Genomic DNA, 24,641 nt, shown 5'->3' on the forward strand with positions numbered 1-24,641 from the left:
CTGAAGTGCTCTTTGATGGTATTAATATTCATGGCAACACCTTAAAAAAGGAGCATAAGATCACAGCCCGCACGTCAGGTCAAACTTAACCTCGCATTGCGCAAAAAACGTTCATGATCTTGCCCTGGCCTATGTACGAGATTATCGCTTAGTGAAATTCCTAAATAAACTATTTAATTGCAAACCAGTTATAAAGTTAAACGATCCACCATTTTATTCATTATCACGATGTTTGACTTGAAGCTCCAATCCAAAACAGGCAAAGTGCGTCAAACCCCTAGCAACGTCTTGATCAGACAAGGCTGACGATAGCGAAAACGGATCTGCTTATGCCTAATAATTCCTCTTCTTTCTTTGATTTTACTGCTCTGTTTGCCCTGTGCGAACCGAGCTCATTACAAAAAGGCATGCAGCTCGCGAAAAGTGGAGCGGTGCGTAAATTGACCGTTAATGATCATACCGCCAATGCCGAAGTAAAAGGCTCTCAGCTTTACCGTGTGCAACTCAATGGTGGTCAAACATTATCAAGCTACTGCACTTGCCCAGCCGCTGAATACCAAGAGATGTGTAAACATGGTGCTGCAGTTGCGTATTGCTTACTGAGCGATTCGCCAATCGATCAAGATGATGAACGCGATCGGATCCGCAATCACCTAAAAACATTAGGGGAAGAGGCGATCTTAGAGAAGCTACTCGATTACCTCGAACAAGATGAATCCGCTTGGAAAACGCTAATAGCAAAAATGCAGCTCACTGAGCAGAGCGTCAGTTATAACGATTTGAAAAAAATGGTGACCCAAGCGTTACCCCGTGAACAGATTTGGAATTGGCGTGAAGTTGGCGACTACTTCTCTTACGCAGAAGATCAACTCGAACTGATCTGTGAAGCCGCGAAAGCACTGAAAGCGGATCAGCAGTGGAAATTAATTCACTACATCGTGACCCGTTTAAATCTCGTGTTAGAGCAAATTGATGATTCGAACGGAGAGCGGTTTGGGGTTGAAGCGCTGATCAATGTTCAAATGCCGTTAATCCTCAATCAGTTGAATTGGAGTGAAGCGGAAAAAGCGCAGTGGATGTTTGAACGCATGACCGACTATGAGTTTGATGTTTACCCAACGATTGACACTCACTTCGAGCCCGTTTGGCGCAGCAATCAGACATTTCTTAAGTTGTGCAAAACCGCGATTGAGAAAACCCCACTTAACCGTGATAACGCATGGAACCTGAAAATATGGGCGAGACCATTGCTAAGCACCGCCAGTGATTGGCATGAGCGTATCGCCATTAAGCAAAAAATCGCGTGGCGCTGCGACGATTTTCTGGACATCGTGCAACTCTATCTTGAGCATCAGGAGCCACTTCAAGCCGAATTTTGGTTAGCCAAAGCGAAAAAACAAGCTAACCATATTGAGATGCAACAATGCGAGCAACTGCAAGTCAACCTCTATATTAGCTTGGGAGAGGTTGCTAAGGCGTGGAGTTTGGCTAATCGATTGTTTACTGACGCTCCGACTTTTCAAGGCTACCAAGAGTTGAGCGCTTTTAAAGTGACACACCAGATTGAGGATAAAGAGTTTTTAACTCGTATCGAACAGACATTGATCAATAACTACCAACCTGCCGATGCTCGCGGGTTTGTTAGCCACCACAATAGCGCCTTAGTTGAGTTTTATATTGAGCAACAAGCGTGGGAAAAGGCGTGCGATTGGGTCGCTACTCGGCCAACCGATAGCCATGTATTGCTAACACTGGCCGATGAAATCGTAGCGGACAAACCCAAACATACTTTGGATTACTACCTTCGTGTTGCTCGCGTGTGTATTGACCGCACCAGTAACCAAGGTTATCAAGAGGCAATTCATCATTTACAACGCGTCGAGCGCTTATTGGCTAAACACCCAGTCGCACTCGCTGATTTTTATCTCGCGATTACATCACTGGCGGAAACCTACAAACGTAAGCGTAATATGCACAGCTTACTGAAAAAGCATTATCCGAAGCAGGTTTAAGCTATAGGTTTTCTATCCCCAAACCACTTGAGGTTGCTGGCAATAAAGTTCACCGCTGCTCAAGTCGTCAGGGGATAGAGCCGTTAACAGCCGTAAGTCTGCATAATGTAATCTTCAAACTGCTGGCACATCTGCTCATCAGACAGTGCATTAGAGGCGATCACTTGCTCACCATCGACTACAGTAATTTTGGCATTCAGTGGCGCAGGGCTACTCGGTTGACGGCTCTGCATCGCCGCGATTTTTTGCAGCTCTTGTTGCCAAGCTTGCTCGGCAGAAAGGTTACAAACATCGGCGAGATATTTGGCATTAAAGCCTTCACCGGTGAGACTTTGGATCGATTCCGAATGTGAAACTTGATTGCCCTTGTGCCAGTAATGTTTAGCGAGCAATGGGCCAATCTGTGGGTTATCTGTCAGGTAGCCAAACTTTTCCATAAAGTAAGCCCGCGTTTGATACACCGCCATATGAGCCAATAAGTAACCTTGGTAAGCGCAGGCCGACTCATCAGATAATAGATGCGGAATCGCCAACAGCGGGCGAGGGCTCGACTCAAGGCCAAGAATACGCTGCTCAGTTTCACGGGCTAAAGCCGTAACGTGCTCGGCGGTTAACTGCTCATCACTTAATTGATACAGGGCGCGTTCAAAATAAGGCACCAGCAGAATGCTGCGCTCTTGATACGCTTTGAACGGCTGACGGTTATTGACCATCGCTTGAATGACACTATCGGGAAGCGGGTTGCCAGCCTTATCTAAGGCATAGCGTTTTAGCCAATCAGCATCGTTGAGTAGGCTATCGCAAAACATCGATTGAGTTTCTGCGTAGGCCATTGAGGTCGGCGCAAACTCTTGTGAGAAGCAAGGAGCATTGAGTTTCACATTAGCAAAATGCGCCGCATGGCCACCTTCATGAAACAGGGTATTGATACCATCATAGCCACTGCCGATTTGGTCGGGCTTGGCGTTAGAGGTAAAATTGACTTTAGCCGCAACCCATTGTCCTTGATCATAAAAAGCAGGGATCGGACCATGACAAAAACCATTGGGGTATTTTCCTTTGCGATCCAGCAAATCTAAAGTCAGCTCAGCCTCTGAATAATCGATGTGCAAACGGCCAAATGATTCCACCCAACGGCGTAAGGATTGCGAAAACGGCACATAAGGGTCGAGATCGCGCATCACATCGCCAGCAAACGAGAAAACAAAATTATGCCCTTTGAGGCATTCTTCCCCTTGCTCGGCAACGAGTGTGCTTAGGCTATCTTGATGGCGTTGACGGGTACGCTGCTCGAAATCATCCAAAATAGCAAACAGCGCTTCGCTGCTCATTTTTTCGGTTTTTTGTACCGAGTAGTCAAAGTAATTGGCATAACCCATGGCGCGCGCAAAGGCGTTACGCTTTTGCACCAATTGCAAAAAGCCTTGTTCAAGTAGCCATTGCTCTAGTTCTAGCAGCGATTGATGGGCTGATTGACGCACGGACTCAAGGTTATTGGCACGAATGGTTGAACTGAGCACCGGTAAACTGGCTTCAATCGCCTCACCGTGTTCATTCGTGTAAGTCAGCACATGTTGCTGCTTTTTGGTGAATAGGTCGGCTTCGAACTCGATCAGTTCGTTTTTCAGTTGCTGAGCTTGGCGAGATTCTATCGCATGGGCTTGGAACATGGCTAACCAGCCATTCAGGCCTTGCAGGGTTTGCTCGCGCTGCTCGCTATCACTGATGTTTTCTGCCGCAGCGATCTGTTGGCGGATTTCTTCTATTCTTGACCCTTGTGAGAGAAAGTGAGTCCACTCGGTTTGGGCTTTGGTTGCACCCGCTTGGTCATCACTGATGCCCATATAGGTTTGCCAAAAGTAATCTTCTTTACGGCGGTGAACGGCCAAGTAATCTTGGTTGAGTTGATTAAGGTAAGCACTGGCAGTCATTTTTATCCTTAAAAATGGTTGAGTTAATCGAAGATTATCTCACGCCCAGCACAAACGAGCGATGCAAACCCAGCTATGGTTGATGGCCTCCGCGTAAAGGTAAATGTACTTGGTTTTTACAGGGGGATGGGAGGGGCAAACAAGGTTTTGCCCCATTGTCATTTTTGCTTATAAAATCCTTTGCTCTTCTAGCTCCAAATTTTCCTCAATAAAATTCATGTGAAAGGAATGCAACTCACTTCGTAATTGCTAATTAAGAGTGAATAATTAGCAATTAACTTTCTGAGGGTATGCTGAAAATGATCTGAGTCACTTCGAAACAAAAGAGTGACGCTTTGTGTCTACGTCACGGGTTGCTTGTTTGTGTTACAGCTTCGGCTATTTAAGAAGTCGAGTTGCGTTTTGATCTCCTTCTCTAACTCACCGACATAGATTAATGATGTTTCGATATTGGCGTATTTTCCGCTTCTGCTTGCACTAAACCAATTGAATGACCCCACCGCCATATACCGATCATCAGCAAAAACGCTTTTACTATGGACACCATTTATCACATTGATGACGATACCAAGCTGTTCCAAGGTCGCGCAGCAATGTTGAAACGCTTTTACTTTATTGGTATCCGGGTGGTTTGCGACCGTGGTATTGAAATGTCTGTCGGTGTGTATAGTGATCTGGACACCTTTGTGTAGTGCTGTTTTTAGTAGTTCTAACTGACCAGTTGATTGTATTTTGTCTAGCAGTAACCAAGGCGAGACTATATCTATTTTCCGTTGTACTTCCCTTAGCAGTTTTGATAAGAAAGCATCGTGCTCTTCGGCATTAGTTAGCAGTTTCGGATGGCCGCATATTTGTAATAAATCGGGGCGTTGACCAACACTAAACTTAAGTTCATTTCGCGCGTCAGTGAAGAGATACTTGGCGAGTAATCCTCGTGGAGAAGCTGATGGTGCAGCTTCAATGATATCCAAATCACCAAATACTAAGAATGCATCTTTGGCTCGAGAGACAGCGACGTTGAGCATTGACGGATCCATATCGATAAACCCACCATCGTTATGTCTGGTGTACACCTGGGAAAAAATAATGATTTTTCGTTCAGCACCTTGAAGAGAGTGAACTGTGCCAACGGTTAGTTGGTCATCCCCCTTGCCTGCTTTAATATCGAACGCACCACATGCGGTCTTTATCTGGTTCACTTGAGCTGAAAATGGAGTAATGATACCGACACATTTGGCCAGCGGCTCGCCGTAGTAATTCTCTATTTTAACCTTATTGGCATGTAGCCATGCAGCGATAGTTTCTGCTTCTAACTTATTGTGCCTGCTGCCGCTAAATGATTCCGCTATACCATCGACGTGCAAATAACTAAAAGGAGAGTAGAGGCTATCTTCGGTCGATTGTCCTCGTTTGGGGAGCAGGATACCTTTATAGCAAAGGTCATTACAGTATGAGATTAATTCATCGTAGCAGCGTCTATGTTCTTGTAAAAACATCCCAGGTTCAGCTTCCGGCATATAATGAAAGCGGCTTGCTTGTTGCGCTACATGCATCACACTGCCAGTCACTACACTTCGGCCTTCTTCTTGAATGACTGTGTATTCATCATCAGAGCTGATAACTTTATATTGCTTTAAATTACCTCGGTCAATTGATGAGCATACACTTCTAATCGGCGGGATTTGGTAAATATCACCAATAACCAACGCTTTTTTGGCTAGTGAGAACGAGGCAGCGGCAACTTCGGGAGCTACTTGGCCTGCTTCGTCAACGATCAGAAGGTCGATTTCATTAAGTAGATAGTCAGTTTCAAATTCATTATTCCCAACGTGAGACTGATAAGTCATATGAGAAGGTAGAGAATGGAACGTTGATACAATGCAAGGAGTGAGCATCATTCGGCGTTGCCAGCGAGGACGTACCGTTTTCAAACCCGTTTTTCGGGCCTGTTTATTCAGCTCTTGGCCCAAATCTCGGCAACTGAGCAGCCAGCATGCTTCCCAGTAATGGACAGCTAAGCGGAACATTCGAAAGCGAGTCGTGATATCTAAAACCGAATCGATGTCGGTTAGTTGTGGAATAGTTTGCTCTGGAGAGTCTTCAATAAAGTTTTTGATAGAATCAAGCCAATTTAGTTGTGATTGCTCAAACTCTTGATACTGCTCTAACCAAGATTGATACCGATTTTTTTGAACATCAAAATCGTCTTTTTTACTAGAAAATACCTGTTTAAGTAGGATCTCAAATCGGTCTGATGACAAATTTTCAATTTGCTCTTCCTCATGCTCAATAAGGTTAAACATGAAATTCCTGCGCTGGAGTTCAAGTTTATTCTTGATTGGCGGTAACCATTTAAACATAGTTAACCATGTCGATTCATTGCCAAGGTAGCTTCGCCACGCAGTTAACTGTTGTTTTGCGTTATCTTTCAATGCTTGCGCATTAGAAACGGCTTGTTGTTGATCTGCCAACGTTTTTTGGAGATTGTCCCCAAGTAGAGAATGGATATTATTCAGTTTGCGGTTGTAGTGATGCCAATTGTTTTGGATGTGCTCTAACTGGTTTTGATGTTGGCGTAATTCGTCAAGGAGATAAGCTTTAACTTGCCTTACATCAGCAAAATTCTGTTGTGGAAACGCCTGTTTTGCTCTATCTAAATAATGCGCTTCGGCTTTATCGAGAAAATCCAACTGCTCGATTTTTTCATAGAAATACTTAGTTTGGTAACTTTTGGCAGCTTTCAATTCTCCATACGCCGATGGCAGGTAGCCACCATAGCTAAAAATGTCGGGTAGCCATCGGCCTGATAGTTCGTCGTCGCCTTCATCGAAGTCTTTACCAAAAGCATCAATGATGTTGGTTACTGCTTGATTATTAGTCGATGCCGCAATGATTAGTGGCGGTTGACTCTCTTTTAGCGCAGATTCAATCCATAGTGACGCGACTACAGATAGAACAAACGTTGTTTTACCGGTGCCAGGAGGACCATTTACCGCAAGAATATCGCCCTCTTGCATTGCTAAGGTATGGGCCAATGCATCGCATTGCGCTTTAGCTAGCGGGAATTGACTATTTGAGTGGCCAAAACGCGAATTTACTGTCTGGGATATATCAATACATTCATCGTGGTTGGTTATTGTTTTTGACGCGTAACTATCAAGCAAAGGCAAGGTTGTGCTTGAATCGCTCAGGTTATCGTACAGTTTTAAAATATGCTTTGAAGCTCCCAAGCAATCGCTGCTTTTGTTGACTAAGCCACGACTTTCAATTTCTTCGTAGAATCGCTCAATTCGGCTTCTATCACAGTAATCGGCAAATAGTTTTTGGGTGAGTCCGTAGTAGTTGCACCAATCTTTTTGATGACTCTGATACTGTTCTTCTCGTTCGAATTTGGCTGGAATACTTTCAGTAGACTGCGGTGGAATTTCATTGGTTGTCAGGAATTTATCGAGCTTATCGACGTCAGCGATAGTAAAGGTGTCATTCCCTTGAGGAGCAAGCAAATCACGCGGTATGAATGGAGTGGTATGGGGAAATAGTAGCCCTTCACGATTGACCCATAAAGAGCAGACAATCGGTGTCAGTACACTAGGCATATTACCGCCGTAATCTTTACTATGAACTTTCCGAAGATAATAGGTTACCGGTCGATGATGAATTTGTACGGCGGTTAGGGTATCTGGCTCATTGCGAAACAGATCTTTTAGCAATATAGAATCAGGTTTAAGCTTACCTTCTTTGAACTCGTCGGTTGTCGCTCGCACATAATTCTTCAGATCTTGCTTTTTTAATGCACCTTTCGCACTATCGGCATCGGCAAGAGAATTACGCCAATAGTGAATCCAGCCCTTATTATTCATACCCGTTCCTTGAAACTTTCGCGTTAAGCTTGTGATTTTAGTCGAATATTCTATTACCATGGAGTATTTTTTGTTAGAACTTTGAACAATTTCTTACCCGGCGACCTTTGAGGCATGCGGATGATGGCTATTTGAGCAGTTGAAGAATTAGGGTAGGGGTATTAAAGTCTATTTCCCGATGTCATATGAATTTAATGATGAATTCTGTAAATTTTTAGTTGTATTAGTGGCTTCTGGAAGGTATCGCAAACATTGCCCTGTTCAGAAAGGTAAATCCAGAGCGTTACTGCGTGATTAGTACGCGAGTTGCAGGCTCGTCTGTTCTGCACAACTAAATCAGGAAACTTTTGCATTTATATTCATCTTAGACTTAGGTAATTGATGATGCTGTAATAAAAAACTAATGTGTTTGGAGTTGCTTTTTGCGGTAGACCTAAACGATTCCTGCCCAAAAGCGTGTTAGATAAAAAGAACTATATACCTAGATCTAGGTTGTTTTTATTTTCTCATGACTGATATTCAAGTTCTATCTTATTGCCGCAATCACAGCTAACGGTATATATTTGTTTATTCTTGGATACATGAGTCTTTTTGTTGCCACAACTTGAGCAAACTTGATTTATGGATGTGTTTGTATTGCAGTCATTACAAGTCACATAATAACCAAATTTACCATATTTTGGTGAGGTGCTTGAGCTGGAACAATTTTTACAAATAAACCAAGAATTTGATTTAATTAAATTACTGTCTGAGTTATCTAATTGTTGGGATGCATCAGTAATAATACTGCTGTTTTCCGTATTGGCTACTATTTTTGAATGAGGTTTATGGGCAGCGATTAGAAAGTATTTTATATTGTTAAATTCATTATCACTAAAAGATGGGTTTGGCTTAAGGATACTCGATCTGCTGGTAATGATTTCTTTAACTCGATTGGATACCTGTTCTGATTTTACAATCAGGGGCGATATTTTCGATGGGATGTTATCCCTATCTATAATTGCATCATTAGATGCAGCGCAGAGAGTATCCCAGCATCTACCACTGAAATAGCCTTGAATCATAAATAACTTTTCTAGTATTTGATCAGCATTATCGTTCAATAACGCTTTTAACAGTTTTGTTTGTATCTCAGCTTGGGTAATTGGCGAGGGCATACCGACCCACTTGCCACGAACCGTTCTTTGCCATTCAAGTTGCTTATTAACTTTGACGGTTCCTTTGATCGACTTTGATTCAATAATAATAAATCCTTTCTTATAAACGATAAGGTGGTCAATTTGTGCTATTTCACCTTTGTGCTCTATACGCAAATCATTATAAACAAGGATGTTATTAATTTCTGAGAAATGACGCTTTAAGTAGAAAGCCACATTATTTTCTACTTGATCACCTAATTCTTGCCTGAAGTTTTTGGTTTTAACAAATACTTTTTCTTTAACGATCATCAATGCCTAGCCTTTTTCTTTATATGCTACCACGCACATTTTAAATGTTGGAATAACCGCAATAACCCAGTATCTAGTTTGTGATCGCTGACAGTTTAAGTCTTCAACACCGCCTTCAACCGTGCAAAGGTTTTCATTGTATCGGTTGCTGGCATATCTGGATAACTTGGGTTTTGCGCTTGTAGCTGGTATTGATTTGGTGCGATTTTGCGTACTACCCGCAGCAAATAGTGGTTATCTCCGGTCTCATCTTGGGTTTCGATTGCCATTGTTAAGTTAGAAATGGAACCCGCGCTACTTGGTGTCACCCATTCAAGTAATAACAGATCCCCGTCTTGAATCGGATTTTTGCCGCCATTCATAGAGTTTCCCGCCGCGGGGGCAACAAAATGGCGAGTAGGGTCTAACTTGCCATAGCCATCGGCAACACAGTGGTATTGAACCGCTTCATGAGAGCCGCGTTTAAAATGGCCGCAAGCAATTTTAAGTTCAGGGTAAAACGGCAGCATCGTCCCTTGCGGATCACTTTGTTTGGCAAATTCGAGCACTTGAGCTGAAGGTGAGTGCTCAATCTCCGGCTGATTCGATGGCTGTTGTTGCTTAGGTCGCTGGGCATATTCAGCCAAACGTAAATCAACCAACTCTTGCATGGCATCGTGTAATAACTCGATATGCTGATCTTTTACCGCGAAGGTAGCGACAAACTTTTGATCATTAATTGCAAACCAAGGAGCCGTTTTATTATTGGGCTTGGTAAAAGCTTTGATGGGATTATCTAGCCAATATTTTAACCAGCCACGATCGCTGGCTTTAAACTGCTTGGCTTTGGCGGTGAGCTCTTGCGCCATTAACTGTGGGCGACGTGACAACACATGATGGCTTCGCTCGGCTAACGCGCTGAGTGTCGGTGGATGGCGCAGCCCATCAAGTTCCAGCAAGGCTTCGAGTAAGATCGCTTTAAACGATTTACTCATCGCTGTGTTTTCAATGCCATGGAGGAGAAAATCACCATAATGACTGACGAACTCGCTGATTCGTGGGTCATTTTGTTGGCTGGCAACCAGATGAAACCAGCTTATCGCTTGCTGGCGAACTTTCTTCATCGGGTAGCCATGATGGAAAAATTCACTGGCGGTCGGGCGATGAGCCAATTGATGCGCTAATTGTTGATAATCATCTTGGACATTATTGCGTAGCCGTTTGGCTAAGTTTTGCCAAAAATTGATCAGCTCAATATCAAAATTAACATGACAACCTTTGGCTAGTGGCGCGTTAGTTTGCAATCTCCCCATCACTTCTTTTAGGGTTTTAACATTAAACAAGGTTGCTGGTCGGTTTAAAAATGAATCGTGATTACCAATAAAATCCAGCACGACAAGTTTGCGTTTATTGGTGATGGGAGAAAGGCGTAGCCCGCGACCTAATTGCTGTAGAAAGAGAATTTTTGATTCGGTTGGACGAGCCATTAAAATCGTATCAATCGAGGGGAGATCTGTGCCTTCATTAAACAAGTCGACCGAGAAAATAATCTCAATTTTACCTTGGTCTAGCCATTGCAGCGCTTGATTGCGCCTTACGGCTGAATCACTGTACACCGCCACGGCATGAATGCCTTTGGCGACAAAATACTGCGCCATAAAATCCGCGTGTTTTTTTGAGACACAAAACGCTAAGGTTCGCGTTTGTTTTTTGGCTTGCCATTCACGATAGACATGTTCAGCGCGTCGCGATGTAGCCAGTTTATTATCAAGCGTATTAGGATCAAACTTACCGTTACGCCACGGAATCTCTTGATAATTTACCGCTTGATCGTAGATACCGTGATAATCAAACGGTGCGAGAATATCATCATCAATGCCATGCACTAAATTGCGTTCGAAGACTAAGTTATCATCACATAAAGAGAGAATGTCAGCTTGATCAGAGCGCTCTGGTGTTGCCGTTAAACCGAGGAGAAATTTAGGCTGAAAATAGGCCAATAACTGACGATAGCTTTTTGCTGCGGCATGATGAAACTCATCCACTACTATGTAATCAAAGTGATCAACGGCAAAACGTTGTAGGTGATTTTGCTTACCTAAGGTGGCGACAGAGGCAAACAATAGCGTTGCTTGATCATCTTGTATCGAACCGTTGTAGAGGCCGGTCTTGGCATGGGGGATCAACTGGCTAAAGGTTCTTTCTGCTTGCAGGAGGATCTCTTCTCGATGAGCGACAAATAACACATTTTTCGCTTGCATTTGCATCACATCAAAGGCGGATAACCAAGTTTTTCCCATGCCAGTTGCCAGTACCACTAAACCTCTTGAATAGCCTTGTTGTCGAGTGGCATCCAGTGCGGCTAAGGCTTCAATTTGGATTGAATTTGGTGCTGGGACGTCGATGGTTTCTTGTTCATCCTCTGTGACCAACTGAGCAATGGTACGCTGCTGCTGTGTTTGTTGATAACGGCAGAGGTAATTATCAATCCATTGATGGCTTAATGGCTGACTCTGGTTGTGTTCAAAAATGGCATTGAACTGTTGACGTATATGAGTAAATTCAATCGCTGCTGGTGAATCTTTGGGTAACTCAAAATCGTGGCGTAGAGCCCACTCGTGGCTACTTAACAAAGCGGTGCGACTAATATTGTTCGAGCCTATCCATGCGCAGCCTTCGATAATTTCCCCTTGTTGCTGGCGAACAAAAATGTACGACTTCATATGAAAACTATCGTTGCCACATTGGAAGATGCGGCAGGTCGCGCCACGTTCAACCAATAGCATCAAGTGGCGCAGAGCAACGGGGTGAGTGATGGCTAAGTAGTCGGAGGTAAGGAGTTTTATTCTCGCGCCGCTTTGCATAGCATCGAACAGAGGATCAAACAGCAGTGCTAAACCGGAAGGTTGAATAAAGGAGACTGATATTTCGATTTCGCTGGCATGGTTGATGGCTTGAATTAACCTTGGTAGGAGCGGATCGTTTACCCCACCCGAAGAGAGTCGATGCCCAGAATAGAGTTGACCAGATGTTGCGTTAGGCATGGTTGATTATGCCTTTAATAAAATGGCATTAAGCCATTGTTCAGTTTCTCTGCCGGCTCGCAGATCTTGAGTAATCCATAGCTTTTCGATGCTTAGAGGCACATCAGTTAATAGTTCGCAGAGTAATGATTCATCACAATTGGTAAAACATCTGCCATCACGAGTGACTTCATCTTGTCCGTATTTGAATGAGCAGTAAAACGCGCCTCCGCTTTTGAGCATTGAAGCGAGGTGCGCAAACGTCTGGGTGAGCAATGGGCGCGGAACATGCAGTAGCGATGCGCAAGCCCAAATTCCGTCAAAGTGTTGGTCGGTTTGAAATTCAAGAAAGGTGGCAACGGTGACCGGTTGTTTGATCAGCGTTTGTGCTAACCCAGCGAGCGCTGGACTGGCATCAAAAGCCTGCACTTGATAACCAAGCTCAATCAAATGCTTACTATCACGACCTGAACCACATCCGGCATCAAGGATGTACCCACCATCTGGTAGGTAATCTAAAAATGGCTTAAGTAAGCTCGACGCATCGATGTCTACGGTCGATGAGAAGAACTGCGCGGCATGTTGGTTATAAAAGTCGATAGACATAAGCACTCCTAATTTGCCAACGGATTGTAACTGTCTACGCTTTCTCACTCAATGAGTTGCATGTTAAGTGTGACCCTATCTGCGAAATCGCACATCTCTTTGCTGCTCTTGTACGGCATCAGCCATGTTAGGCTCATGGATCACAAGCTTGTAAATAGACCAAGCTGAACTAGATTTACACTATCATTCGATAGTGTGAGTTCGGAGTTGATGATGAAATTAATACTGCAATCGATATTGGCTTCATTGGTGTTTTGGGCGAGTGTGACTTTGGCGAATACCATTACCCTTGCTAGTGGTGAGTGGGAGCCTTATCAAGGGCAAAGCTTAGCCAGTGGCGGGCCGGCGGCTCAGGTGGTGAGCGAGGCATTTGCTCTATCGGGCTGGCAGGTGAACTACCAATACCTTCCTTGGGCTAGGGGGCTTAATGCTGCTGAGAATGCTGAACTGGATGGGACGTTTTTGTACAGTTTTAATCAAGATCGTGCTGCGCGCTTTCACTATAGCGAGCCGGTAATTACCTTGAGTACGGTGGTTTTTTATCACCCCGATAAACCGCTGCGCTGGGAGAATGAGCAAGATTTGTTAGGTAAAACCCTCGGTGGCGTGGTGGCTTATGATTATGGTTTTGTCCGTGAAGATGCGGGTTACACCATTGAGCGCATTAGCCAACCTGAAAACAACTTCCGTAAGCTGCAAGCAGGCCGTTTGGATGGTGTAATGGAAGAGCGGTTAGTTGGCTCTGGGTTGGCGGCCAGTGTCGGTTTTAGCCAAGTGGCTTATTTTGATAAAAGTATTAAATTCGTGCCTTACCATTTAATTGTGTCTCGTAAACATCCTAAAGCGGCAGAGATTATTGCCGCATTTAATGATGGCTTAAAACAATTAGAGAGTAATGGCCGTTTGGCTGAGATCCTTGGTCAGTAGGTTTTAATTTGCTGGTAACCGATGACTATTAATAACAGTTTGTGATAATCGTATTAGGCAGTTCTGCTTTGAATGAGAACTGCCTATTTAAATTTGCACATTGGCTATTTAGCCTTTTCAATTCAGACTTATCTCCTAATCCTTACTTCTCAATCAGTTGCATTTTAACTGTGACCCTTTCAACGAAATGCGCGTTTGCTCTCTTGTATAGTGCGGATCATGAACAAGACGACCTCGAGAGCAAAATGAAACACAATCTAAAACCTACTATGTGGTTACTCAGTTTGGGGTTATGCAGTGCCTTAGTGCAGGCAGAAACCGATAAGTTGGCCAGTTTTCCAAATGGTGAGGCGTGGTTAAACCATGCGCAGCAGGGCTTAGCGCCATATTGGATGATGGAGACCGCTCACGGTCAGCCGCTGGGCAACTTTCCTACCTTTCGTTGTGATAACGGTCAATTGCTGAATGTTAACCACGTTTGCCAAGAGCTCAATAAAGGGTGGATAACGCCACACTTTGGCCGTGACTATACGCGGATGAAGTCGCGCCAAACTTACGCTTATGCGGTGCTGTACCACTTAACCGGTGATGCTCAGGCGTTAGCGCTCGCCAACGCTGGAGCGCACTATTTAATTGACCATTTGCAAGATAAGCACAACGGCGGTTTTATCAGTTTTACCGAAAACGGTCAGCCGGGGCTTGAGTGGCAACAGCGCACCTCGCAAGACCAAGCCTATGCCTTGGTGGGGCTGGCGATGCTCTATTATTTGACTCGTGATCCGCAATTGGAAGCGGTGTTGATTAAACAGCAACAGTTTATTTTTGACCATTATCGATTAGCCGATGATCAAGGATTGGCGTGGGTGTTAAAAGAGGGCGATGGCGAAAGCGCTCAGCAGCGCGAATTGGTTGCCCAGCTTGATCAAATCAATGGGTATTTATTGCTAGTGGCTCCCTTGTTACCTGAGCCATATCGTAGCCAGTGGCTTGGGGATCTCGCTTGGCTAACTGAGGTGATGTTAACTCACTATCATCATCAACCCGAGCAGCGCTTTTATGGCGCAATACATCATCCGGCAGTGATGACCCAAAGCGCTAAACATAATGATTTTGGCCATACCATTAAAGCCTATTGGATGACGTATCTCACCGGCAGTGTATTGCAAAACTCACAGTGGCAAAGCTTAGCAAAGCAGGGGATGAGAACGATCATTCGCCAAGCGCAATATCAGCCGAATTGGACGGATATCGCTCCGCGCTTACCCGATTCGTTAGCAAAACAGTGGCAAGGTAAGCCGGTGGCGAGTTGGCGTAACAGGCCGATGAGTTATGGCATTTCTTCATGGGAATGGGCAGAGCTCGATCAAGCGGCGATGACGCTATCGCTACTCGAAGCGGAGCTGGAGCCGGTTTTAGCCTACACCGCGCCCGCGTTTATGCAGGTCTGGGTGGATGAGCAGTACGGCGGAGTGGGCCTTAACCCGAAATCAACCAAGGCGTTTCATTGGGGTAATGGTTACCATCAGTTTGAGCATGCGTTGGTGGGATATTTGACCGCCCAGCAGCTCAATCAACAACCAGCAACGTTGTACTTTGCTTTTGAGCCAACAGAGCAGAGCCGACTTGCGCCTTATTATTTCCAAGGGCACGTTCAGCAACACCGCTTTACGTCCGTAGAGGGTTTACCGCGTCTAGAGGTGCAATTTGTTGATATTCATCCTTAATGTTTCGGCCAAAATAGATTTTGTTGTTCGAGCGTAAATCGCGGCGCGAAAGTGGTTAATTGTTTTCTTTTTTAGCACTCATCGTGATATCGAGTGTTAAAAAGTTACCTATGATTGATTTTTTGTATTCAAATGCTCATTTTTAATAAATATGTCACAAATAATAAACAAACTATTTGGGCTGTTTAATCCTTGTAGGATAATCACGGCGACTATCCCCTTCCTACTTTAAGCTGCAGGGGTGTTGGCTACGTTCGTTCACCCCAATCACATAGTGGTCTATGTTCATGGGGATTCACTCACTTGCCGCCTACCTGCAACGCTAAGTAGTTTGGGGTTATTTGGATAAGCTGATTTATCCACCTTATGGATACTTCTCGGTTGCTTAATGCTGGCGTTGGTTCGCCATGTTAATCACCTTAGATAAAGTAATTGAAGGACAAATATAATGAAAAAGTTGCTCTCTGCCGCGTTGATCTCTTCTGCGCTTTTGCTAACCGGTTGTGGTGATAAAGAAGCCGCCGACCAAGCTGCTCCTAGCCCAATTAACATCAACCTCAGTTTGGTGTTTGCACCCAGTGAACTGCTCACTCAAGAGTTGATTAAAGTCACCGATTCTATTCGTGAAAAGACCGATGGCGGGGTGAACATTCAGGTGTTCCCGAGCGGTCAGTTACCGGTTTATAAAGATAACCTTGAGCAGGTGGTCAATGGTGCAAACTGGATTGCGGTTGAAGATTTAACCTATCTAGGTGATTACGTGCCTGATTTTACCGCGCTAGCTGGGCCAATGCTGTATCAAACTTATGATGAGTATTTGGCGATGATGCAAACCGATTTGGTGAGCGATCTTAAGCAGCAGATGCTTGATAAAGGCGTTAAAGTCCTGAATACCGATTATATCTTTGGTTTTAGACACATGATGACCAACCGTGAAATCGTTGAGCCAGAGGATATGCGTGGCATGCGCATTCGCGTACCGGGTAGCCAGTTATTCATCAGTACGTTATCAGCAATGGGCGGAGCGCCTGCGGCGCTGCCTTTCCCTGAGACTTATGCAGGGGTGCAACAAGGTGTGGTTGATGGTCTAGAAGGGACTATTTTGACCATGTACTCAAATAAAATGTATGAAGTGACGAAAAACCTATCTTTAACCAAGCATTTCCTTGGTACGGTAGGGGTCTACATTTCACCTAAAGTGTGGGAGCGTTTTAGCCCAGAGCAGCAAGCGATTGTGATGGAAGAGTTCGAGAAGGGCGCTTTATCTAACAATACTGAACTGGTGCGTTTGGATGCCGAATACGCTGAAAAACTGCAACAACTCGGCGTGACCATTAATGACGTCAACAGTGAAGCCTTTAACAAACTGACTCAGCCTGTTTATAGCCAGTTCCCAGCGTGGAGCCCAGATATTTACTCACGGATTGAAGCTGAGTTAGAGAAGATCCGCGCTCAACAATAAGCAGTGATCGACGTTATAGCCCAACGTCTCAGTGATTGATGAAGAAGGGTATCGCGTAACCGGCTGAACAGGCTGAATATAAGCCTTGAATCTGTTGGTTACGCGTTTTTATTTTCAAGCCATTGGATAGGAAGTAGCACCAATGAAGGTTGTGATTTTAGTTTGGCGTTATTTAGAAGAAGTGCTTGCTTCGCTGGCCATATCGGTAACCGTTTTAATGGTTATCGCCAATGTTATTTTGCGTTACGGGTTTGGGTTTGTGGTGCCATGGAGTGAAGAGCTTGCCGTGGTCTGTTTTATTTGGGCGGTCTATTTTGGGATAAGCTCATGTTACAAACATCGTATGCATATGGGGGTGGATGTTCTGGTGATTTTATTACCCGAGCGTTTTCAATCGCCGTTTAAAATTCTCTCATTACTATTTTTGATTGTCGTTAATGGCGGTATGGCCCATTTAAGTTATCAGTACACCATGTTATCGAACAAGGTGACGCCAGTGATGGGGATGTCTTATTTTGCGATTAACAGTGTTTTGGTATTGTCATTTGGATTGATGTTATTACACAGTTTTATTTTTCTTTATCAAGAGATTGCCAAGATGCGCGGTCAATCTTGGGCTGGATGTGAGGAAAAAGCATCATGATCAGTTATCTTCCGATCGGTATTTTGTTTGTCCTGTTTTTACTTAATGTACCGATTGCTTTTTCGTTGATTGCTTCTGCCATGGTCTATTTTATTTTCATTAATGATGTCATTCCAGTCAGTTTGGTGATGCAGCGCTTTATCTCTGCCGCTTCCTCTTTTCCACTACTGGCGATCCCGTTCTTTATTATGGTGGGGTCGGTAATGAACTATTCCGGCATTAGCCGCAGCTTATTGGCGTTCGCCGATGCGCTGATTGGCCATAAAGTCGGTGGTTTAGCGCAAGTCAACGTGGCATTAAGTACCTTAATGGGCGGAGTTTCAGGTTCGGCCAATGCCGATGCGGCGATGCAATCGAAAATATTGGCACCGGAGATGACTAAGCGAGGTTATGGTTTACCGTTTACTGCGGCGTTAACCGCAGCTTCTTCGAGCATTAGCCCGGTTATCCCGCCTGGGATTAATTTGATCATCTTTGCCTTGCTGGCCAACGTTTCTGTTCACCAAATGTTTTTGGCAGGGTACGTACCGGCCTTTTTGATGGCTATCTCACTGATGATTACTGTCGCTTGGATCGCTCGTCGGCGGGGGTATCCACCTTCTCGTGATAAAGCGGCGTCTTGGGGCGAACGCGGGCGTTATTTTTTCCAAGCTTTACCAGCGCTGTTGATCCCTTTTGGGATTATTTTAGGCATGCGTTTTGGTTTGTTTACGCCCACCGAAGCTGGTGCGATTGCCGTGATGTTGTGTAGCCTGATTGGCTTGTTCATTTATCGTCAATTAAAACCGCATCACTTTGCGGCGATTTTGCGCGAAACCGTTCAAGGCACCAGTACGGTGATGTTCATCATTATTGGGGCGATGGTGTTTGGCTACTACATGACGTTGGAGCGTATTCCGCAGACGGTGGCCAGTGTTTTGATTGAGTTAACCGATAATAAACTGTTGCTGCTACTGCTGATTAACTTATTGCTGTTGGTGGTGGGGATGTTTATTGAAGGTGGTGCAGCGATGATTATCTTGACGCCATTATTGCTGCCTGCCGTCCTGAATGCGGGGGTCAATCCGGTACACTTTGGTGTGATCGTCATCGTTAATATCATGATTGGTGGCGTAACCCCGCCGTTTGGGTCGATGATGTTTACCGTTTGCTCCATTTTGAAAGTTCGGATGATTGAGTTCATGAAAGAGGTGATTCCGTTTTTGATTGCGCTATTGGCGGTATTAATGCTGCTCACCTTCTCAGAATCGTTAGTGATGTGGTTACCGAATGCAATTTAATAAAATAACGCCTCACTTTTGATGCGATAGGCCGCCAGTAAGGTTGGCGTCTCCTTAACATCGAGTTGTAATCAGCCATCATAGCCACTGAGCGTGATGGCTTTTTTATGCTTCTTCTCTCTGCTTTTCTCATCTGACCACTGTGTATTATCGTTAAACGTGTCGATAAAAATCCAGATCGCGATCTTATCTTTCATCATTGTGGTTTTTTCCTTTTCTTCGCTTTGCAGTGAAAACGAGATCCATTTCAATTTTATGCAACAAGTTGATTTTTACAATTGCAATGTCATGTTGTTGCTTTATTTTAAGTAAGTTAAACAACTGTTCGAATTATTGAATAAACGTTAAAAGTGGACAGTGAGTCATCATCAAGATTAGCTCAGGTGAACCTTAGGCTTAGCAAGGGAGTGTAGGCATGAAAAAAGTAGCGTTAATAACCGGATCGAAAGGTGGCATCGGATCTGCGATCAGCTCACAACTGGTTGCTGATGGTTATCGAGTGGTTGCGACGTATTACACCGGAAATTATCAATGCGCTATCGATTGGTTCAATGAGAAGGGATTTACCGAGCAACAAGTGCGTTTATTTGAGCTCGATGTGACTGATACCGAGCAGTGCAGTGAACGTTTAACTCAGTTACTGAGTGAAGAGGGCTCCATCGATGTGGTGGTCAATAATGCTGGTATTACGCGCGATTCTCAATTGAAAAAAATGTCCGCAGAGGATTGGTTTGATGTCATTAACACCAATCTGAACAGCGTGTTTAATGTCACTCGCCCCTTATTTGCGGCGATGTGTGAAAAAGGCCAAGGGCGAATCATTAATATCTCTTCGGTGAATGGTTTAAAAGGTCAATTTGGCCAAGTTAATTACGCGGCGGCTAAAGCAGGAATGATTGGTTTTACCAAGGCGTTAGCCTTAGAAGGTGCGCGTAGTGGGGTAACGGTCAATGCGGTCGCGCCCGGTTATACCGCGACGCCGATGGTTGAGCAGATGCGAGAAGAGGTCTTGGCGTCGATAAAATCTCAGATCCCGATGCAGCGTTTAGCGACCCCAGAAGAGATCGCTAAAGCGGTCTCTTTCCTTGCGGGAGATGGCGGGGCTTATATCACTGGTGAGACGCTCTCTGTCAATGGCGGCTTATACATGAACTAGCTTATACATGAACTAATAGTGAAGTGGCATTGAGTGAACAACGAATGCCTCTTCATCATGATCATTTTTGCCCAAGCAATCGTGCTTTGGGTTAGGTATCGATAACAGCGTTAATTAATGAGGAAATACTTATGTACACGGATTTTTTTAAAACTTTCACCGATCAAGCAGAAAAAAACATGCAACCGTTTTTTAAGTTTAATCAGTTAATGACTAAAAACGTTGAGCTATTGACAGAGCTACAACTGAATGCAATGCGCACATACAGCGAAATGGGTATGGCTCAGATGAAAGCAGCGTCAGAGATTAAAGATGTTAATACACTCGCGGCGTTCAGTAGTCAGCAATTGGGCGTTCTGAGTAAACTGTCGCAGCAGATGCTAGACGATAGCAATAAATTGCAATCGGCGGCGAAAGAGTTCAAGCAAGATATTGAAACGTTGACTTCAGAAAATATCAAAACGGCGACTCCACAATAGCCTGTGATCGTTTTATAACTGGAAGCGTTTGCGAGATAACACGCTTCCGGTGATCAAGGTATCTATTAAAGCGCCGCCCTTTTTCGGCGGCGCTGTTCCGAGTAAGGGAGTACTTTATGTTGCAACATTTCTTTTCGGACTATCTGGTTAAGCTGCAAGAAACCAATCAACAGTGGTGGCAGGATTTTAAAGCGAACAAGATGGCCGCTAACTCTCCTTTAAACCAAGCCATTCAAGCAGTGAACTTTGAAGATAGTGCGAAGTTTTTTGAACAAGCCGTTAATCAACCGACCGCGTTGCTGCAGTTGCAAACCCAGTGGTGGGAGCAACAAATGCAAATATGGCAGCAAGTGGTGCTATCCGGTAACACCCAGAGTGTGATTGAGGCTGAGAAAGGCGATAAACGATTTATCGATGAAACATGGCAGTCACAGGCCATGTACAATTTTATTAAGCAGTCGTACTTGCTATTTTGTAAAACCTACATGGAGACCATCAATGCGATTGAAGGTGTTGATGAGAAAACCAAAGAGCGGATCAGCTTTTTTTCAAGGCAGATGATCAATGCTATGTCGCCTTCGAATTTTATTGCCACTAACCCTGAGCTACTCAAACTCACCATTGAAAATAATGGGCAGAATTTACTCAAAGGTATGGAGCTGCTTAAAGAAGATTTGCAGTCCAGTGCTGATATTTTGAAAGTTCGCATGACCAACGAGCAAGCTTTTCGACTGGGTGAAGAGATAGCCAGTACGGAAGGTAAGGTGGTGTACCGTAATGAGTTGTTCGAGTTAATTCAATACACACCGGTCACAGAGCAGGTTAAGGCAACTCCGCTTTTGATCGTGCCGCCGTTTATTAATAAGTATTATATTCTTGATTTAACTAAGAAAAACTCCATGGTGCGCTGGCTGGTAGAGCAAGGGCACTGTGTGTTTATGATCTCTTGGCGCAATCCTGGAAAGGCACAAAGTGAAATTGGTTTTGACAACTATGTTCTCGATGGTGTGGTGCAAGCGGTATCGGTAATTGAAGATATTACCGGACAAGAGCAAATCAACGCAGCAGGTTACTGTATTGGTGGTACGGCATTAGCATCTGCTATTGCTTACTATGCTGCGAAACGAATGAAAAAACGGATTAAATCGGCGAGTTTTTTTACCACTTTACTCGATTTTTCTCAACCTGGCGAAGTGGGTGCTTACATTAACGATACCATCATTAGTGCCATTGAAGCGCAAAATAGCGCGCAAGGCTTTATGGATGGCCGTTCGCTGAGTGTGACCTTTAGTTTGTTACGTGAAAATAGCCTGTATTGGAACTATTACATTGATAACTATTTAAAAGGCACGAGCCCGGTTGATTTTGATCTTTTGTATTGGAATAGCGATAGCACCAACGTCGCGGCTAATACCCATAACTTCTTACTGCGCGAGTTGTACCTCAATAATCAGCTAGTGCAAGATAAAGGGGTAAAAATTGGTGGGGTATGGATTGATCTGAATAAAATTCGCATTCCAAGCTACTTTATCTCCGCCAAGGACGATCACATTGCTTTATGGCAAGGTACTTACCGCGGCGCGTTAGCCATGGGAGGTAATAAAACCTTTGTGCTCGGTGAATCTGGTCACATCGCTGGGATTGTTAATCCACCAGCTAAAAATAAGTACGGTTATTGGGTCAATGACAGCTTAGATGAATCGGCCGATGAGTGGTTAGCCAATGCGCAACGTGCGGAAGGTTCATGGTGGACCCATTGGGATCAATGGCTTGATCAGTTTAACCCTGAGTCATTAGTTCCTGCTTATCCCATCGGCAGTGATAATTTCCCTGCTCTTGAAGCTGCGCCGGGCAGTTATGTGAAACAAACGCTACCGATAGTTGAATAAACCGATAGTTGAATAATAAGATGGATAGCGCCTATTTATAGCACTGATAGGGTCGTATCAATGGGATGAAAGCCGCCGCGGAAGATGACTTCATGCGGCGGCTTTTTATTAACGACTTTTGTTAGTAAACCTGAAAAATAGATTATTGATTCTCAGGATTAAACACATTGGTGTAGCTGGTAATGGTACGCACGCTGATATTCGATTGCTCGCTGGCGTATAAACCGAGTTGTCCCGTTGTTGTATCATGGCCTAGGCTTTGGTGACTGTATACATTACTTAAGGTATCGCTATTAGGGATCCACTCCCAGCGCTGGCTTAAGCTTGAGTTACATTGCTGAAGGGCATTCAGATTATCACCATCTAAACAATAAGCGGTGTTCGCTGCACTCACGTAACGCCCTAGCTGATCATAAATAAACGATTGAGCTTGTTTGTTATCGGCACACTCACTGGCGGTTATCGATTGATCGCCATTCACCTCAACACAGCGGTTATTAAAGCTGGCAAGTTGTAAGTTAACCGGTCTGCCACCGGTAAATACCGGATGTTGCCAATCAACGGTGAAGCTGGTGGTTTTACCGACTCGGCGACGTCCATCGTTTTCAAACCCATGGTAAGACTGATGAGCACCAAAAACGTAATAATGCTTATAAGCGCCGTTATAGATTGGACGGATATTGACCGAAGAATCAATCGTAAACTCGGTAGTGCCAGTTTCAGTTGGAGCAGCGCTGTAGATCACATCCATTTTCGGAACAAAGCTGGCGTAACCGATTGGGTTGATCTTGTTGGTATCAATCGGATAAGTATTTACCCATAGTGCATCTGTCCAGCGATTCAGTAAAGACTCAGCCGTTGCGTATTGATCGCGCTCCCAAGTAAAACGAACTTTTTGTGGGCTTGGCGTACTGCGTGCGACTTTATAATCGTGAGTTTTAAAGGTTAACCAACGGCTTTGGTTGTAACTAGCGTTAGCTTCTAGTTTGGCTTTCGGACCATCTTTATTGACTTCAACACCGCCATTGACGCCAACTTGGAAACCAGACACTTCCTTGATTTCATAGTCAGAATTAATATTTTCACGCGGGAAGGTTTTTAAAATTTGCGCTTTATTATTCGATGCGTTAAAGACAAACTGATAATCCTGTGCGATAGCATCCGTTGACCAATCTCTGAAATACGCATCGAGAGTGACGTAGTCGGCTGCATATTGACGCCAACCTAACTGATCATTGAGATGAATACCGGCTCCAGTGGTATCGTCATCCAAACTGATACGAACAATTTTGGCGTCTGGTGTTGCTGAGCCAGTGGTACCAAATTGCAGAGAACGTTCATAGTTAACTCGATAGATCAACGAGATGTTCGGGTTATCACAAAAGACGCGAGTCCCTTTATCCCATAAATGTGAGTTTTTAAAGGTGCACTCTTCATCGCTGATTGGGCGATGAACATTCACATAAAACGCAACATGCGGCAAGCTGTTAGCTTCGCTTGTCGCATTAGTGCGGCTATCAATACTACGCCGTTGGCGAGAATGAGTAACAGGTTGAGCCTCAAGCAACTGAATACTTGGATCATTTTCATCATCTAACCCCGTGAACAATAATTCCCCTTTATGTTCGGTAATTAGCCAGAAATCACTGCTCAGGGCGACACCTAATTGACCGCGTAATAGCGCTTTGGCTTGTGTTTTACCCTGTTCATCACTGATATTACTAAAATCTATCAAGTAGCGCTGATGCTGGCGAAGCACGCTATCGCGCACATCACTTAACCTTGGTACTGTTCCTTCTTCCACCAACAATTCAGCGGCATTTAAATAACTAACTTGGCTATCATCCTGAAGCGTACTCAGCATTTCAACCGCCACACCTTGTGGTTGCTGAACATCTGCATAGGCGGTATTCCATACCAAGCCTGATAATATCGCGGCTAACGCGATGGTTTTATTGTTATAGATAGGCATAGGATTACCTCTTGATGAATGGTATTACCCTGTGACTTAACGTTGCGCTATGGCTGAACATCTTTGCCCCTTGGGTTGCAGTAGATAACGTATTCATATGGTTATTAAATGATCCATTACTGCTAAATCTATTAATATGTTTTGTAGTAACAATTTGAAACAAATTAAATAAAATTCGTGGCTCAAGATCACAAAAAAAACATCAGGAGAAAATGAACTAAAGTATCTTCAAGGTTTGATAAGCCTCAGT

16 protein-coding genes are annotated in these 24,641 nt (G+C 44.2%); 9 read left to right on the top strand and 7 right to left on the bottom strand.

Annotated elements, in window-relative coordinates; genetic code table 11:
• The first annotated feature begins 329 nt into the window (after positions 1–329).
• The gene (locus FKN88_RS16425; RefSeq protein ID WP_306687692.1) at positions 330–2,012 is read left to right on the top strand and encodes an SWIM zinc finger domain-containing protein; all 1,683 of its coding nucleotides are present in this window, start codon (positions 330–332) and stop codon (positions 2,010–2,012) included.
• 83 nt (positions 2,013–2,095) lie between these two features.
• On the opposite strand, the gene FKN88_RS16430 is transcribed toward FKN88_RS16425, so the two are convergent.
• The 5 genes from FKN88_RS16430 to FKN88_RS16450 form a co-directional block, all read right to left on the bottom strand.
• On the bottom strand, positions 2,096–3,943 hold the full coding sequence (locus tag FKN88_RS16430; protein WP_306687693.1) for a M3 family metallopeptidase: 1,848 nt from the start codon (positions 3,941–3,943) through the stop codon (positions 2,096–2,098).
• Positions 3,944–4,284: 341 nt separating this feature from the next.
• The gene (locus tag FKN88_RS16435; RefSeq protein WP_306687694.1) at positions 4,285–7,803 is read right to left on the bottom strand and encodes an AAA domain-containing protein; all 3,519 of its coding nucleotides are present in this window, start codon (positions 7,801–7,803) and stop codon (positions 4,285–4,287) included.
• Between the two features lie 506 nt (positions 7,804–8,309).
• Entirely contained in the window at positions 8,310–9,251 is a 942-nt protein-coding gene (locus FKN88_RS16440) for a nuclease-related domain-containing protein (RefSeq protein WP_306687695.1), read from the bottom strand.
• A gap of 95 nt (positions 9,252–9,346) precedes the next feature.
• Positions 9,347–12,274: a DEAD/DEAH box helicase family protein gene (locus FKN88_RS16445; RefSeq protein ID WP_306687696.1), complete on the bottom strand. Its 2,928-nt coding sequence runs from the start codon at positions 12,272–12,274 to the stop codon at positions 9,347–9,349.
• 6 nt (positions 12,275–12,280) lie between these two features.
• Complete coding sequence (locus FKN88_RS16450; RefSeq protein ID WP_306687697.1) at positions 12,281–12,859, bottom strand: bifunctional 2-polyprenyl-6-hydroxyphenol methylase/3-demethylubiquinol 3-O-methyltransferase UbiG; 579 nt, start codon at positions 12,857–12,859, stop codon at positions 12,281–12,283.
• Positions 12,860–13,069: 210 nt separating this feature from the next.
• Here FKN88_RS16450 and FKN88_RS16455 point away from each other — a divergent pair, with 210 nt between their 5' ends.
• The 5 genes from FKN88_RS16455 to FKN88_RS16475 all read left to right on the top strand — a co-directional run bounded on the left by FKN88_RS16455 (position 13,070) and on the right by FKN88_RS16475 (position 18,895).
• A complete protein-coding gene (locus tag FKN88_RS16455; protein ID WP_161439681.1) occupies positions 13,070–13,786 on the top strand; it encodes an ABC transporter substrate-binding protein in 717 nt (238 codons plus the stop codon).
• Positions 13,787–14,055: 269 nt separating this feature from the next.
• On the top strand, positions 14,056–15,510 hold the full coding sequence (locus FKN88_RS16460; protein WP_373567188.1) for an AGE family epimerase/isomerase: 1,455 nt from the start codon (positions 14,056–14,058) through the stop codon (positions 15,508–15,510).
• Positions 15,511–15,958: 448 nt separating this feature from the next.
• Entirely contained in the window at positions 15,959–16,972 is a 1,014-nt protein-coding gene (gene dctP / locus FKN88_RS16465; protein ID WP_154168909.1) for a C4-dicarboxylate TRAP transporter substrate-binding protein, read from the top strand.
• 154 nt (positions 16,973–17,126) lie between these two features.
• Positions 17,127–17,615, top strand: coding sequence for a TRAP transporter small permease (locus FKN88_RS16470; RefSeq protein WP_170905378.1), 489 nt, complete (start codon positions 17,127–17,129; stop codon positions 17,613–17,615).
• Positions 17,612–18,895, top strand: a complete 1,284-nt coding sequence (locus tag FKN88_RS16475; protein WP_306687699.1) for a TRAP transporter large permease — start codon at positions 17,612–17,614, stop codon at positions 18,893–18,895. The genes FKN88_RS16470 and FKN88_RS16475 overlap by 4 nt, the downstream gene beginning before the upstream one ends.
• 71 nt (positions 18,896–18,966) lie before the next feature.
• On the opposite strand, the gene FKN88_RS16480 is transcribed toward FKN88_RS16475, so the two are convergent.
• Complete coding sequence (locus FKN88_RS16480; RefSeq protein WP_306687700.1) at positions 18,967–19,095, bottom strand: hypothetical protein; 129 nt, start codon at positions 19,093–19,095, stop codon at positions 18,967–18,969.
• Between the two features lie 215 nt (positions 19,096–19,310).
• Between FKN88_RS16480 and FKN88_RS16485 the strand changes: the two genes are divergently transcribed.
• The 3 genes from FKN88_RS16485 to phaC all read left to right on the top strand — a co-directional run bounded on the left by FKN88_RS16485 (position 19,311) and on the right by phaC (position 22,419).
• Positions 19,311–20,051 carry an SDR family oxidoreductase gene (locus tag FKN88_RS16485; RefSeq protein WP_154168906.1) on the top strand — a complete coding sequence of 247 codons (741 nt, stop codon included), beginning with the start codon at positions 19,311–19,313 and terminating at the stop codon, positions 20,049–20,051.
• A gap of 131 nt (positions 20,052–20,182) precedes the next feature.
• Positions 20,183–20,530: a phasin family protein gene (locus FKN88_RS16490; RefSeq protein WP_154168904.1), complete on the top strand. Its 348-nt coding sequence runs from the start codon at positions 20,183–20,185 to the stop codon at positions 20,528–20,530.
• 116 nt (positions 20,531–20,646) lie between these two features.
• Positions 20,647–22,419 (top strand): class I poly(R)-hydroxyalkanoic acid synthase, encoded by a 1,773-nt coding sequence (gene phaC / locus FKN88_RS16495; protein WP_306687701.1) that lies wholly within the window; start codon positions 20,647–20,649, stop codon positions 22,417–22,419.
• A gap of 142 nt (positions 22,420–22,561) precedes the next feature.
• Here phaC and FKN88_RS16500 read toward each other — a convergent pair whose 3' ends face one another.
• A complete protein-coding gene (locus tag FKN88_RS16500) occupies positions 22,562–24,391 on the bottom strand; it encodes a leukocidin family pore-forming toxin (RefSeq protein ID WP_154168900.1) in 1,830 nt (609 codons plus the stop codon).
• Between the last annotated feature and the right edge of the window lie 250 nt (positions 24,392–24,641).

Source organism: Vibrio sp. 2017_1457_13, from assembly GCF_030851525.1.
In the GTDB taxonomy this organism is placed as follows: Bacteria; Pseudomonadota; Gammaproteobacteria; order Enterobacterales; family Vibrionaceae; genus Vibrio; species Vibrio metschnikovii.

Coding starts and splice junctions, on each gene's coding strand:
- FKN88_RS16425 (WP_306687692.1), top strand. CDS start 330: ATGCCTAATAATTCCTCTTCTTTCTTTGATTTTACTGCTCTGTTTGCC.
- FKN88_RS16430 (WP_306687693.1), bottom strand. CDS start 3,943: ATGACTGCCAGTGCTTACCTTAATCAACTCAACCAAGATTACTTGGCC.
- FKN88_RS16435 (WP_306687694.1), bottom strand. CDS start 7,803: ATGAATAATAAGGGCTGGATTCACTATTGGCGTAATTCTCTTGCCGAT.
- FKN88_RS16440 (WP_306687695.1), bottom strand. CDS start 9,251: ATGATCGTTAAAGAAAAAGTATTTGTTAAAACCAAAAACTTCAGGCAA.
- FKN88_RS16445 (WP_306687696.1), bottom strand. CDS start 12,274: ATGCCTAACGCAACATCTGGTCAACTCTATTCTGGGCATCGACTCTCT.
- FKN88_RS16450 (WP_306687697.1), bottom strand. CDS start 12,859: ATGTCTATCGACTTTTATAACCAACATGCCGCGCAGTTCTTCTCATCG.
- FKN88_RS16455 (WP_161439681.1), top strand. CDS start 13,070: ATGATGAAATTAATACTGCAATCGATATTGGCTTCATTGGTGTTTTGG.
- FKN88_RS16460 (WP_373567188.1), top strand. CDS start 14,056: ATGTGGTTACTCAGTTTGGGGTTATGCAGTGCCTTAGTGCAGGCAGAA.
- dctP (WP_154168909.1), top strand. CDS start 15,959: ATGAAAAAGTTGCTCTCTGCCGCGTTGATCTCTTCTGCGCTTTTGCTA.
- FKN88_RS16475 (WP_306687699.1), top strand. CDS start 17,612: ATGATCAGTTATCTTCCGATCGGTATTTTGTTTGTCCTGTTTTTACTT.
- FKN88_RS16480 (WP_306687700.1), bottom strand. CDS start 19,095: ATGATGAAAGATAAGATCGCGATCTGGATTTTTATCGACACGTTTAAC.
- FKN88_RS16485 (WP_154168906.1), top strand. CDS start 19,311: ATGAAAAAAGTAGCGTTAATAACCGGATCGAAAGGTGGCATCGGATCT.
- FKN88_RS16490 (WP_154168904.1), top strand. CDS start 20,183: ATGTACACGGATTTTTTTAAAACTTTCACCGATCAAGCAGAAAAAAAC.
- phaC (WP_306687701.1), top strand. CDS start 20,647: ATGTTGCAACATTTCTTTTCGGACTATCTGGTTAAGCTGCAAGAAACC.
- FKN88_RS16500 (WP_154168900.1), bottom strand. CDS start 24,391: ATGCCTATCTATAACAATAAAACCATCGCGTTAGCCGCGATATTATCA.